This window comes from Erwinia sp. JUb26, assembly GCF_003751505.1.
Taxonomy (GTDB): Bacteria; Pseudomonadota; Gammaproteobacteria; order Enterobacterales; family Enterobacteriaceae; genus Erwinia.
Map to the genome: position 1 here is coordinate 404,162 of NZ_RJVB01000001.1, position 13,551 is coordinate 417,712.

Annotated in this window: 12 protein-coding genes; 7 read left to right on the forward strand and 5 right to left on the reverse strand. The window is 57.2% G+C overall.

Annotation, left to right across the window (positions count from 1 at the left end; all coding sequences use genetic code 11):
* Nucleotides 1–24 precede the first annotated feature (24 nt).
* On the reverse strand, nt 25–618 hold the full coding sequence (ribA, locus tag EC836_RS01880; protein WP_123329587.1) for a GTP cyclohydrolase II: 594 nt from the start codon (nt 616–618) through the stop codon (nt 25–27).
* 229 nt (nt 619–847) lie between these two features.
* On the opposite strand from ribA, the gene pgpB reads away from it, so the two are divergent.
* From pgpB to yciH, 5 genes are all read left to right on the forward strand, one after another.
* Nucleotides 848–1,615: a phosphatidylglycerophosphatase B gene (gene pgpB / locus EC836_RS01885; protein WP_123329589.1), complete on the forward strand. Its 768-nt coding sequence runs from the start codon at nt 848–850 to the stop codon at nt 1,613–1,615.
* Between the two features lie 165 nt (nt 1,616–1,780).
* On the forward strand, nt 1,781–2,089 hold the full coding sequence (locus EC836_RS01890) for a LapA family protein (RefSeq protein WP_123329591.1): 309 nt from the start codon (nt 1,781–1,783) through the stop codon (nt 2,087–2,089).
* 6 nt (nt 2,090–2,095) lie between these two features.
* The gene (lapB, locus tag EC836_RS01895) at nt 2,096–3,265 is read left to right on the forward strand and encodes a lipopolysaccharide assembly protein LapB (protein ID WP_123329593.1); all 1,170 of its coding nucleotides are present in this window, start codon (nt 2,096–2,098) and stop codon (nt 3,263–3,265) included.
* 307 nt (nt 3,266–3,572) lie between these two features.
* Nucleotides 3,573–4,289, forward strand: a complete 717-nt coding sequence (gene pyrF / locus EC836_RS01900) for an orotidine-5'-phosphate decarboxylase (RefSeq protein WP_123329595.1) — start codon at nt 3,573–3,575, stop codon at nt 4,287–4,289.
* The gene (gene yciH / locus EC836_RS01905) at nt 4,289–4,615 is read left to right on the forward strand and encodes a stress response translation initiation inhibitor YciH (RefSeq protein WP_123329597.1); all 327 of its coding nucleotides are present in this window, start codon (nt 4,289–4,291) and stop codon (nt 4,613–4,615) included. Before pyrF ends, yciH begins: the two co-directional genes overlap by 1 nt.
* A 153-nt stretch (nt 4,616–4,768) precedes the next feature.
* Here yciH and osmB read toward each other — a convergent pair whose 3' ends face one another.
* The gene (gene osmB / locus EC836_RS01910) at nt 4,769–4,984 is read right to left on the reverse strand and encodes an osmotically-inducible lipoprotein OsmB (protein ID WP_123329599.1); all 216 of its coding nucleotides are present in this window, start codon (nt 4,982–4,984) and stop codon (nt 4,769–4,771) included.
* 316 nt (nt 4,985–5,300) lie between these two features.
* Here osmB and araD point away from each other — a divergent pair, with 316 nt between their 5' ends.
* The gene (araD, locus tag EC836_RS01915; protein WP_123329601.1) at nt 5,301–5,999 is read left to right on the forward strand and encodes an L-ribulose-5-phosphate 4-epimerase; all 699 of its coding nucleotides are present in this window, start codon (nt 5,301–5,303) and stop codon (nt 5,997–5,999) included.
* 175 nt (nt 6,000–6,174) lie between these two features.
* Nucleotides 6,175–7,044 carry a crotonase/enoyl-CoA hydratase family protein gene (locus EC836_RS01920; protein ID WP_123329603.1) on the forward strand — a complete coding sequence of 290 codons (870 nt, stop codon included), beginning with the start codon at nt 6,175–6,177 and terminating at the stop codon, nt 7,042–7,044.
* A gap of 19 nt (nt 7,045–7,063) precedes the next feature.
* Here EC836_RS01920 and pdeR read toward each other — a convergent pair whose 3' ends face one another.
* From pdeR to EC836_RS01935, 3 genes are all read right to left on the reverse strand, one after another.
* The gene (gene pdeR / locus EC836_RS01925; RefSeq protein WP_123329605.1) at nt 7,064–9,049 is read right to left on the reverse strand and encodes a cyclic di-GMP phosphodiesterase; all 1,986 of its coding nucleotides are present in this window, start codon (nt 9,047–9,049) and stop codon (nt 7,064–7,066) included.
* A 253-nt stretch (nt 9,050–9,302) separates the two neighbouring features.
* Nucleotides 9,303–11,384 carry a carbon starvation CstA family protein gene (locus tag EC836_RS01930; protein WP_123329607.1) on the reverse strand — a complete coding sequence of 694 codons (2,082 nt, stop codon included), beginning with the start codon at nt 11,382–11,384 and terminating at the stop codon, nt 9,303–9,305.
* Between the two features lie 171 nt (nt 11,385–11,555).
* On the reverse strand, nt 11,556–13,505 hold the full coding sequence (locus tag EC836_RS01935; protein ID WP_123329609.1) for an exoribonuclease II: 1,950 nt from the start codon (nt 13,503–13,505) through the stop codon (nt 11,556–11,558).
* Nucleotides 13,506–13,551: the final 46 nt, after the last annotated feature.

Below are 13,551 nucleotides of genomic sequence, written 5' to 3' on the forward strand. Positions count from 1 at the left end.
AGGAGCAACCCGCTCCACACTCAACTACGACTTCGACAGCAGATGGCCCATTTTGGCGGCTTTGGTGTCAAGGTAGTGTGCATTCTTTGGATTACGTCCCACGATCAGCGGCACGCGCTCAACGATATTAATCCCGGCTTCCGACAGGATCTCGACTTTGCGCGGGTTGTTGGTCAGCAAACGCACTTCATCAACGCCGAGCAGCTTGAACATGTCCGCACACAGGGTGAAGTCGCGCTCGTCGGCGGCAAATCCCAGCTGGTGGTTGGCTTCGACCGTGTCGTAACCTTTATCCTGCAACGCGTAGGCGCGAATTTTATTCAGCAGCCCAATACCGCGTCCTTCCTGACGGTGATAAAGCAGAATGCCGCGACCCTGCTCGGCAATATGCGTCAGCGCGGCTTCCAGCTGAAAACCGCAGTCGCAGCGCAGACTGAACAGCGCATCACCGGTAAGACATTCGGAATGAACGCGTGCCAGAACCGGCTCGCTATCGGAAACATCGCCATAAACCAGCGCAACATGATCGTGCCCGGTCGCCAGTTCTTCAAAACCGACCATGAGGAAATCGCCCCAGGGCGTGGGCAGGTTGGCTTCTGCCACCCGTTTAAGCTGCATGTGACTCTCCAGAAACTTCAGGTGTACGCTATCATCAGATGGCGCAGTGTCAGTTGCCTGACGGCTTACAATGCGTGCTATTTTGCCATAACCCGCGACGCGAAGGTTAGCATGTTTGAGCTATCCAGTGATAACGCACAATTATCACCATCGCAATGTATATGTTATTATTTTTATTACTATTGTTATATCAATCCAGAGAAATAACCGAACTTTTTAAGGAAGAAAGATGCCTGAAATCCTCAGACGAACCACGATCGGGATGCTTCTCCTGTTGATGATGCCCGTGCTGGTGGCGCTTTCCGGCTGGGAATGGCAGCCCGGCGAAATGGGCTGGGGGTATTTGATCCTGTTCTGGTTTACCGAGACGGTCACCCGCCCGTGGGGCGTGGTTACCAGCACGCTGCTGTGCGGCTGGTTTCTCTGGTGCCTGCGCTTTCGTTTTAAACCGGCGGTGTTTCTGCTGGCGATCCTGATCGGCACTATTCTGGTCGGTCAGTACACCAAAAGCCTGATTAAAGACCGGGTACAGGAGCCGCGTCCCTACGTGCTGTGGCTGGAGCAAGCCGAAGGCGTCAGCAATGAATATTTCTACGAGCTGAAACGCAAACAGCGCAGCCATCTGGTCGCCGAGGCGGTGGCGGATAACACCCAGTTGCCCGGCTGGCTGAAGCGGCACTGGGCATTTGAAACCGGCTTTTCATTCCCTTCCGGACACACCATGTTCGCTGCCAGCTGGGCGCTGCTTGGTGTAGGATTGCTGTGGCCGCGTCGGCGCTATGTCACCATCGTGTTGCTGCTGAGCTGGGCCTCGCTGGTGATGGGCAGTCGCCTTATGCTGGGCATGCACTGGCCGCAGGATCTGATCGTCTCAACGCTGTTCAGCTGGCTGTTTATCACGCTGGCGACCTGGCTTGCCCAGCGATTCTGCGGGCCGCTTAGCGTGCTGCCGCAGGAACAGCAGGAAATCAGCCAGCGAGAAAATGAGTCACGATGATTGTAAATCGAATTTTTGCCCCCATTACTATCAGCTGGTTTGCCCAACGGCGTGATGCGGGCAGGGAATGAGTGCGATGCCTGAAATCTGAGAGTATCAACACAAGCATCGGGGCGTTTTTTTTGGCATAATTCATCTGATTAACATCAGATTACGGGATGAACTGTGAAATATTTGCTGATTTTTTTAGTGGTTCTGGCGATCTTTGTCATTTCAGTCACTTTGGGCGCGCACAACGACCAGGTCGTGACCTTTAATTATCTGCTGGCGCAGGGTGAATTCCGTATCTCTACACTGCTGGCTTCGCTGTTTGCCGTGGGCTTCCTGCTGGGATGGGCAATATGCGGTCTGTTCTGGCTACGCGTGCGCGTGGCGCTGGCCAACAGCCAGCGTAAACTAAAACGACTGCAGCAACAGATCGGGCAGACGGACGCTGCCGGGACGGCGTCACGCACGCCAGCCGTCAAGGAATAATCATTTATGTTGGAACTGCTGTTTCTGTTACTCCCCGTAGCCGCCGCCTACGGCTGGTATATGGGGCGCAGAAGTGCGCAACAGGATAAGCAACAGGAGGCAAGCCGCCTGTCACGCGACTACGTGACCGGGGTCAACTTCCTGCTTTCAAATCAACAGGACAAAGCCGTCGACCTGTTCCTTGACATGCTCAAGGAAGACAGCGGCACGGTAGAGGCCCACCTGACGCTGGGCAACCTGTTCCGCTCGCGCGGCGAGGTCGATCGCGCCATCCGCATTCACCAGGCCCTGATGGAAAGTGCTTCCCTGACCTACGATCAGCGCCTGCTCGCTATTCAGCAGCTTGGCCGTGATTACATGGTGGCCGGGCTGTACGATCGTGCCGAACAGATGTTTGGCCAGCTGGTTGAAGAAACCGATTTCCGCATTGGCGCGCTGCAACAGCTGCTGATTATTCATCAGTCGACCAGCGACTGGCCAAATGCGATTGAGGTGGCGGAACGTCTGGTCAAGCTGGGCAAAGAGCAGAAGAAAATGGAAATTGCCCATTTCTACTGCGAGCTGGCACTGCAGGCGATGGGCAGTGACGATCTCGAACGCGCCATGAACCTGCTGAAAAAGGGCGAAGCGGCCGACCGCAACAGCGCGCGCATCTCGATTATGATGGGGCGGATCTTTATGGCGAAAGGCGATTACGCCAAAGCCGTGATTCACCTGCAGCGGGTTATTGAACAGGATCGTGAGCTGGTCAGCGAGACGCTGGAAATGCTGGAAACCTGCTTCGAACATCTGAACCAGCCAAAGGCCTGGAGCGATTATCTGAAGCGCTGCGTAGAGGAAAACACCGGCGCGGCCGCCGAACTTTACCTTGCCGGCATCCTCGATCGGGATGAAGGGGCAGACGTGGCGCAGACCTACATTACCCGTCAGCTGCAGCGCCATCCGACGATGCGCGTGTTCCACCGCCTGATGGACTTTAACCTGCAGGAAGCGGAAGACGGCAGGGCAAAAGAGAGCCTGATGGTGCTGCGCGATATGGTCGGCGAACAAATCCGCACCAAGCCGCGCTACCGCTGCCACAAATGTGGTTTTACCGCACATGCGCTTTACTGGCACTGCCCGTCGTGCCGGGCCTGGTCCTCCGTGAAGCCGATTCGCGGGCTGGATGGACAATAATCCTGGCGCTCTGCGCTGGGTGATTGTCCTTCTTTCGAATAGCGACTTAGTTACAACATACTCTGATTGCATCCTTGAGGCCCATGCCAGCAGCAACACAGCCGCAAAGTCTTGCAGGACGCACAGGGCAATACGCCGCTCGCCGCCAACAATTCTCAACGGCTTAACTGTGAATTTGCACCATCCGCAGGTAAAATGCCTGCCGTTTCCGCTTTCCGAGTTTAGCGAACGCCCTTCGGCGGTTGGCTGAATTCGTGTAACTATTCTGTTTGCGCCATGCGGTGCTCCACTTAAAGAGGGTTTATTGATGCATTCACCTCAGCTTACCGGCTCACCGATTGTGGTAGCGTTAGATTATGCCGATCGCGACCTTGCCCTGGCCTTTGTCGATCAAATTGAACCCGGCAGCTGCCGCCTGAAGGTGGGAAAAGAGATGTTCACTCTCTTTGGCCCACAGCTGGTGCGCGATCTGCAACAGCGCGGCTTCGATGTCTTCCTTGACCTCAAGTTCCACGATATCCCGAATACCACGGCGCATGCGGTGGCGGCGGCGGCCGATCTGGGCGTGTGGATGGTCAACGTCCACGCCAGCGGCGGCGCACGCATGATGAATGCAGCCCGCGAAGCACTGCTGCCGTTTGGCAACGATGCGCCTCTGCTGATCGCCGTTACCGTGCTGACCAGCATGGACGCGGACGACCTGCGCGGTCTGGGCATTGAACTGTCCCCGGCAGAGCAGGCGGAGCGCCTGGCGCGGCTGACCCAGCAGTGCGGGCTGGATGGCGTGGTGTGTTCAGCACATGAAGCCAGCCGCTTTAAGCAGGTTATCGGCCAGGACTTTAAGCTGATTACCCCGGGTATCCGCCCGGCGGGCAGCGATGCGGGCGATCAGCGCCGGATTATGACCCCGCAGCAGGCGGTGCAGGCCGGGGTTGATTATATGGTGATCGGGCGTCCGATTACCCAGTCGTCTAACCCGGCGGCGACGTTGCAGGAAATTCTCACCTCAATCCAGGAGGCATGATGGCAGACGACAACAGCAGGCTGGTCTATTCCACCGCCAGCGGCCGCATTGACGAAGTCAAAGAGAAACCACAGCGACCTAAAGGCGACGGTATTGTGCGCATCCAGCGGCAGACCAGCGGCCGTAAGGGGAAGGGCGTGTGCCTGATCTCGGGAATTGATGTTGAGGATGCCGAGCTGGAAAAACTGGCGGCCGAGCTGAAGAAAAAATGCGGCTGCGGCGGCGCGGTGAAGGACGGAGTGATTGAAATTCAGGGCGACAAGCGCGATTTGTTAAAAACCCTGCTGGAAGCGAAAAACTTCAAGGTTAAACTCGCCGGCGGCTGATCGTGCAGTATGGCAGGCCGAAACGTCCGCAGGCATTACCCGTCGCGTTTCCTCCGCAACCATACTTAATCAATAAACACGAGGCCGCAAAAGCGGCCTCAACTATTTCCTGTTTTCGCTGCGGCAACCAGAGATACCGTAGGTAAAATCTTATTAATCGACCTGATGCCCGATAATCCCCCCAACCGCAGCACCACCAACGGTGCCCAGTCCGCTACCGTTAGTCAGAATTGAGCCGCCAATCGCGCCCGCACCGGCACCAATCGCCGTGTTGCGGTCACGCTTAGACCAGTTTGAACAGGCACTGAGGGAAAGAACCAGTGTTGCCGCCAGCATCGCAGCGGTAATGCGTTTTGCAGTGTTTGTCATAGTGAATACTCCTTAATTGCAGCGACTGATTACCCGATCAAGTATAGTGGATAGCCGGATTTTTGGCCTGGTGCTGTCGATTTTTACAGCACTTCAACTAATCGTTAGTCAGCTGACTATCGCGATAGTTAACTACCTGCTTTAATTTTAGAAGCTGCCGCTGTAATGCCCAGGTAAAAATTCCGAATAATCCCCCCGATCGGGGCCGCAGAACGCGGTGGTCAGCCGGAAACTGCCTTTATCCAGCGATTACCTCCATACCCGCTCTCCCTGGCTGCGTTGACAATGACGTATGCACCCAATCGGAGAGTCAACGATGCTTGAACAACTGAAACAACAGGTACTGGAAGCCAACCTCGCGCTGCCGCGTTACGGGCTGGTGACGTTCACCTGGGGCAACGTCAGCGCCATCGACCGCCAGCAGGGCCTGGTGGTGATCAAACCTTCCGGGGTGAGCTACGAGCAGATGCAGCGCGACGATATGGTGGTGGTTGAGCTGGAAAGCGGCAGGGTGGTTGAGGGTAGTAAACGCCCGTCATCGGACACCGATACTCACCGCGCGCTGTATCTGGCGTGGCCGGAGATCGGGGGTATTGTCCATACCCACTCCCGTCATGCCACTATCTGGGCGCAGGCGGGGCGGGATATTCCCGCCTGGGGCACAACGCATGCCGATGACTTCTACGGGGCCGTGCCCTGCACGCGCAAGATGACCGACGGCGAAATCAAAGAGCGCTACGAGTGGCAAACCGGGCAGGTGATTATTGAAACCCTGCGCGATCGTGATATCGACCCGCTGGCGATCCCTGCCGTACTGGTTAACTCCCACGGCCCGTTCTGCTGGGGAAAATGCGCCGATGATGCGGTTCACAGTGCGGTGGTGCTGGAGGAAGTGGCCTACATGGGGATCTTCAGCCAGCAGCTCGCGCCCGAGCTGCCGGTGATGCAGCAAACCCTGCTGGATAAACACTACCTGCGTAAACACGGTGCCGGAGCCTACTACGGGCAGAAGTGATTTTGACCCGCCACAATTTCCGGCAACTGGAGGCGTTTTAACTGGGGGTTTATTGTCTTTTTTTGTCTGAAAATTTACTAATTTGCTTTAATAATCAAACAGCCATTTAGTGTAAACATCCTGTCGATTAGGCTGGAGCTGCGTACTTAACGCATGACTAATCGAGGATAATAATATGACCGTTGTAAACCAGACTACCTGCAGACTGTTTAGTGAAGCCGGACAGATGACCCAGCTCTCTGCCTACTATGAGGAAGAGCGCCGGACCATGTGGATGCTGCTGCGTGCGCAGCCGCGCCCGAGCTTCAACCACCAGCTGATAGAGGAGATTATGAATCTCAGCTATGCGGCGCAGCGCTCGGGTCTGACGATTGATTTTTGGGTCACTGGTTCACTGGTCCCCGGCATGTTTAACGCCGGGGGCGATCTCAGCTTTTTTGTGGAGTCAATCAAAAACGGCCGCCGCGAGGCGCTGCGGGCCTATGCCCGTGCCTGCGTTGACTGCATTCATGCGGCAGCAAGGGGATTTGATACCGGCGCGGTGACCATCGCAATGGTGGAAGGCAGCGCGCTGGGTGGCGGATTTGAAGCGGCGCTGGCGCATCACTTTATCCTGGCGCAGAACACCGCTCGGATGGGCTTCCCTGAAATTGCCTTTAACCTGTTCCCCGGAATGGGCGGCTATTCGCTGGTCGCCCGCCGGGCGGGGATGAAGCTGGCGGAGGAACTGATTTGTGAAGGGGAATCGCACACCGCCGAGTGGTTTGAAACGCGCGGGCTGGTTGACCGACTGTTCCAGCCCGATGAGGCGTACCACAGCACGCGTACCTTCATCGATACGCTGCGGCCGAAACTCAACGGCGTGCGGGCCATGCTGAAGGCACGCCAGCGCGTGCTCCAGCTGACCCGCGCCGAGCTGATGGATATCACCGAGGACTGGGTTGATTTTGCCTTCAGCCTGGAACCGAAGGATATCGCCTATATGGAGCGTCTGGTTAACTTACAAAACCGCCACAGTGCCCAGACGTTGCTGAAAGCGGGTTAAACAGGCCGTCCGGTAATCGTTAAGCTTTAACATGGTATTGCGCAAGCCAGTGCTCAAGCTCATCGACGGGCATTGGCTTCGCGTACAGATAGCCCTGACGCACGTCAACGCCGCAGGCCAGCGCGAACGCCTCTTCTTCTTCAGTTTCAATCCCTTCGGCAATCACCTGCAAATCCAGCGCGCGGGCAACGGCAACAATCGCCCGCACCAGCGACTGTGAAACGGATTTTTCGTTCACATCGCGGATAAAGCTCTGGTCGAGCTTGATGGCGTTAATCGGCACGCGCGCCAGCTGCGACAGCGACGAATAGCCGGTGCCGAAGTCATCAAGATGCACCGATGCGCCCAGCTGCTGAAATTCAGCCATCAGCACCAGCGCCTGGCTTTCATTCTCCATCAGACAGCTTTCGGTCAGCTCAATATCAATCGGGCAGCTCTCCAGACCGGCCTCATCCAGTGCCAGTTTGAGGTCGGTATAAATGCTCTGGTCGATCAGCTGTCGGGGGGAAACGTTGACCGCCACGCGCAGGAAAATGCCCTGCTTGCGCCATTCAAGGATCTGCTCCAGCACCGTCAGCATCACCCAACGGCCCAGCGGCACGATCAGCCCCGACTCCTCGGCGTAGGAGATAAAGCGATCGGGGCGAACCAGGCCACGTTCAGGAGACAGCCAGCGAACCAGCGCCTCAACGCTGCTGACCGTGCCGTCGGCATCCAGCTTCGGCTGATAGTGGATCACCAGCTGGCTGAGCTCCAGCGCCTTGCGCAGGTTGGTGTCCAGCCACAGGTATTCAAACACCCGCTGATTCATCTCGGTAGAGAACACGCTGAACTGCCCGCGGCCGTTCTCTTTTGCGGTATACATCGCCGTATCGGCGTTGCGGATCAGGCTGTCGCGATCCTCGCCGTGCTGCGGCGCAATGGCAATACCGATTGAACAGCCGGAATACACTTCGATCAGACCGATGCGGAAGGTCTGCTTCAGCCGGTCGATAATGCGTGACGCCATCGCCTCCAGCGCCGCCTGCGTGGTATCTTCCGCCAGCACGATAAACTCATCGCCGCCGAGGCGCGCCAGGGTCTGATTCTTCTCCAGGCAGCTCAGGATCGCCAGCGACACCGCCTGCAGCAGCTGGTCGCCAAACATATGACCGTAAACGTCGTTAACTTTCTTAAAATTATCCAGGTCCAGATAAACCACGCCCACCTGTTCGTTAGCCCGGTTTTCCAGCACATCGGTAATGCGGTCGTTGATCGCCGTACGGTTGGGCAGGCCGGTAATGGTATCGGTATTCGCCAGCACCCGCAGACGCTCCTGCGCCCGGCGCTCTTCGGTAATATCCGTCCCCGAACAGATCAGGTAAATTTCATTTTTGCTGCTACCACTGTGGACGAACTTATTGCGGAACAGGAATAAACGCTGGCCCATCTTCGTCTTGATCCAGCGCTCGACTTCATAGGAGCTGCCTTCGCGGAAAAAGGTGCTGACATTGCGGCGGGATGACGCCGCTTCCTGACGGGTCATAAACAGCTGGAACACGTTGCGGCCGATCACTTCCTGCTCTTTCAGGCCGGTATACTCTTCGCTCAGGCGGTTAAAGCGCTGAATATTACCGTGCTGATCGAGAATAACGATCACCGAGTTGGCTTCGGACACCACCTGCTCGGCGAAGGACAGTCCCAGCGCCAGATCGCGCGCGACCGCTGAGGTATCTCCCCAGGCCGAAGCGGTGCCCGCCCACTGGGACAGGCTGACTTTACGACCAACCAGATGCATGGAAAGCGGAGTGCCGTACAGAGACAGCGTCAGGTTAACGCTGGAGGTGACCACCGTCATTTCGCGGATCAGGCTGGCCTGCGCCGCATTCAGCGGCACGGCAATATTGACTGCACCATGCTCTTCCTGGGCGAAGTGCAGCGCATCGCTGTCGGAGCGTAAATGCCAATAAGGGCTACTGGTGCCAAACCAGGCATAAAGCAGCGTTTGCCCCTGTTCATCGGTCATTTAGTCTTTCTCCTTGGTGATGCTGTGCAGGTGGTATCTTCTTATTTTAGCAACACTATTAGCCGGTTGCAGAATCCCGAGACACAATAGCAATTAATCCAGGCTGATTAAATCAGGATAAATAAAAAATCTCCCCGACCGTGCGATCGGGGAGACTCAACATTAACAATAACGCAATTGTCGGATTGTGTAACATGCCCTCAGAAAAATAATACAACCGCTGCCGGGCACGGACAGCGATCGGTCGGCGAAGTCAGAGCCGATTCGCCGTGCTTTGCGCCGCCTCGCTGCGCAGAACAATCTCGCTCTCATGCGTCGTTGGCTGGCTGCTTTGCAGGGCGCGGCGGATCACGAAGAACGACGAAATCAGCATCGTCACGGCAACCAGCATAAAGAAGCCGCACAGCGCCGCGTTAATCTGGTTACTCATCACGATGGTCTGCATATCCGCGATGCTTTTCGCCGGGGCAATCACCACGCCCTGATCGATACCGGTGGAGAATTTCTTCGCCTGGGCGAGGAAGCCAATCGACGGTTTTTCGTGGAAGATTTTCTGCCATCCGGCGGTCATCGAGGTCACGAACAGCCAGGCGGTCGGCAGAATCGTTACCCAGGCATAGCGCTGTTTCTTCATCTTAAACAGCACCACGGTGCCCAGAATCAGCGCCATCGAAGCCAGCATCTGGTTGCCGATGCCGAACAGCGGCCACAGGGTATTAATGCCGCCCAGGGGGTCGATCACGCCCTGATAGACGAAGAAGCCCCAGCCGGAAACGGCCACCGCCGTGCCGATAATATTACCGAACCAGGAACGGTTATTAGCCAGCGCCGGGATGGCGGTGCCCGCCAGGTCCTGCACCATAAACCGGCAGGCGCGGGTACCGGCATCCACCGCCGTGAGGATAAACAGCGCCTCAAACAGAATGGCAAAGTGATACCAGAAGGCCATCATCGCCCGGCTGTTGAACACTTCGGTAATGATATGCGCCATGCCAACGGCAAAGGTCGGCGCGCCACCTGCACGGGACAGAATGGAGGTTTCCCCCACGTCGCGGGCTATGGCAGTCAGCACCTCCGGCGTGATCACAAAGCCCCAGCCGTTGATCGCCTGCGCGGCGCTTTCCACCGTGGTGCCAATCAGCGCCGCCGGGGCATTCATCGCAAAGTAAATACCCGGATCCAGCACCGACGCGCAGATCAGCGCCATAATGGCGACGAAAGATTCCATCAGCATCGCGCCGTAGCCCAGCATGCGAATATGGCTTTCGCGCTCGACCAGTTTCGGCGTGGTCCCGCTGGAAACCAGCGCGTGGAAGCCGGAGATGGCGCCGCAGGCGATGGTGATAAACAGGAACGGGAACAGACCGCCGGAGAACACCGGTCCGCTGCCGTCAATAAAGCGCGTGACGGCCGGCATTTTCATTTCCGGCATGGCAAAGACAATCCCCACCGCCAGGCCGACGATCACCCCGATTTTCAGGAAGGTGGAGAGATAGTCGCGCGGCGCCAGCAGCAGCCACACCGGCAGCACCGAAGCAACAAAGCCGTATATCACCAGCACCAGCGTCAGGGTAGTGCCTTTCAGGGTAAAGAACGGTCCCCAGAACGGATGCAGGGCAATATCGCCGCCGTAGATAATCGCCGCCATCATCAGCACGAAGCCGATCAGCGACATCTCGGCGATATGGCCGGGACGGATGAAACGCATATAGATACCCATAAACAGGGCAATCGGCAGGGTGGCGGCGATGGAGAACATGCCCCACGGACTGTTGGTCAGCGCTTTCACCACCACCAGCGCCAGCGCGGAAAGGATAATAATCATCACGCCCAGCGCGCCGAGCATAGTGATCACCCCGGCGAAGGCACCCAGTTCCTGGCGGGCCATTTCCCCCAGTGAGCGCCCGTCGCGGCGGGTAGAGATAAACAGGATCAGGAAGTCCTGTACTGCGCCGGCCAGCATCACGCCGATCAGGATCCACAGCGTGCCGGGCAGGAAGCCCATCTGCGCGGCAAGGATCGGCCCGACCAGTGGCCCGGCCCCGGCGATAGCGGCGAAGTGATGGCCGAACAGCACCCATTTATTGGTGGGAACGTAATCCAGGCCATCGTTCTTACGCTCGGCGGGCGTCATGCGACGATCGTCCAGCTCGAAAATATTGCGGGCAATAAACAGACTGTAGAATCGATAAGCAATGCTGTAGCAGGCAACGGCAGCCACCACCAGCCACAGGGCGTTAACCGGTTCACCTCGATTCAGTGCCAGCATCGCAAACGCGCAGGCACCGACGATGGCCACGGCAATCCAGATCAAACTTGCCTTGACGTTTTTCATCACATTACTCCTTGTAAGAACCGCAAAGGGGAGAAGGAATCAGCAAGTTAAAAATAGTGTAATGAAATGTAAAAGAAAGGTTATCAATCAGGAAGTGTGAACTGTCGGGGATTTTTTACGCAGGAAAGTCGGGAAATAATGCGGGATAACGAGGTTATCCCGCAGTCGGGCTTATGCGGCCGGGCGCGCCACGACGCTACGGGTTTCCATACGCACTTCGGCGATGGTGACCTCAATAACGTCGGTAACGCGGTAGACCACTTCGCCTTTGATCGTGACGGAGCCGTTTTCGTTGCTGCACACCATCTCATCGCGCACCGCGTGGATGAACGGAGCCGGAATAAACGCTACCGCACCGTTGTCCTGCAGGCGAACGCGCATGCCGCCGCGCGACACGTCAATGATCTCGGCGCTGAAGCGCTGGTCGGTACCGGCGGCCTTTTGCAGGAAGCGGGAATAGAGCCAGTCGCCCACGTCGCGCTCCGCCATACGGTTCTGGCGACGTCGCTCGGCCATTTTCACCGTCAGCTCATCGGCAGGGCGTTCAGCGGCTTCACCTTTGATAATCGCTTTCAGCAGGCGATGGTTGATCATATCGCCGAACTTACGAATCGGTGAGGTCCAGGTAGCATACGCCTCAAGACCCAGGCCAAAGTGCGGGCCGGGTTCAATGCTGACTTCGGCAAACGACTGGAAGCGGCGGATGCGGCTGTCGAGGAACTGAGTCGGCAGGGCATCCAGTTCGCGGCGCAGATCGCGGAAGCCTTCCAGCGTGGCAATCGCCGCCGGGTCGGCGGTGATACCGTGGTTTGCCAGCACGGCGGCAGCCTGCTCGGCGTTCACCAGATCGAAGCCGAGGTGCACGTTATACACGCCGAAGCCCAGATTATCGCGCAGCACGGTGGCGGCGCAGATATTGGCAAGAATCATCGACTCTTCAACGATGCGGTTAGCGATACGGCGATGTTCCGCGATGATATCCAGCACTTCGCCTTTTTCTCCCAGCAGGAAGCGGAAGTCCGGGCGATCCTTGAACACCAGCGCATGACTTTTACGCCACTCGCTGCGCGCCAGGCACAGGCGATGCAGCAGACGGATCTGCTGGGCGATAGCGTCGCTTTGCGGCTGCCATTCACCGGCACCGTCATTTTCCAGCCAGTCGGAAACGTTATCGTAAGCCAGCTTGGCTTTCGATTCGATCCAGGCGGCGAAGAACTGAATGTCGCTGCCCGGCGTACCATCGGCGGCGATTTTCACCCGGCAGGCCAGCACCGGACGGCGTTCGTTCGGGCGAAGCGAACAGATATTATCCGACAGCTGGCGCGGCAGCATCGGAATATTAAAGCCCGGCAAATAGTTGGTGAACGAACGCTCGGCGGCGATCTTATCCAGCTTGCTGCCCGGCAGCACATAGGCCGTCGGGTCAGCAATGGCGATGGTCAGCAGCAGTTCGCCTTCCGCCGTTTCTTCCACGTACAGCGCATCATCCATATCTTCGGTGCTGGCGCTGTCAATGGTAACGAAATTCAGTGCGGTGAGATCTTCACGTTCCAGATTCTCATCGAGCATCTCTTCCGGCGTGGCGACATCCGGCGCTTCACGCTCCAGATTATGGCGTGACAGTGTCACCCACCACGGCGCCAGATGGTCATCACCGGTAGTGATAAATTCGGTCAGTTCGGCGTAGAACGTGCGGTCACCCTTCAGCGGGTGGCGGCGCATCTCGGCCACGGCCCAGTCGCCGTTCTGGAAATCATGCTTCACGCCACGATCGGCGCGGCACTGGATAGCATCCTTGAGCAGAGGATGATCGGGAATGATGGACAGACGTTCGTCTTTGTCCTTGCGCTGAACCCGGCCAACAAAGCGGGTGAGGAACGGCTCAATCAGCGTTTCCGGATCGGCCACTTCACGATCTTTATCGGTTTGCAGTACCGCAGAAACGCGGTCGCCGTGCATGACTTTTTTCATGAACGGCGGCGGGATAAAGTAGCTTTTCTGAGCGTCGACTTCCAGGAAGCCAAAGCCTTTTTCCGTGCCTTTTACCACACCCTCAACGCGAGGTGTCTGGGAGTGGAGTTTCTCTTTGAGCTGCGCGAGCAGCGGGTTATCCTGGAACATAATTTCAACAGTTTTCGTGGCCTAAGAGCGGCAGACAGTTTTACGC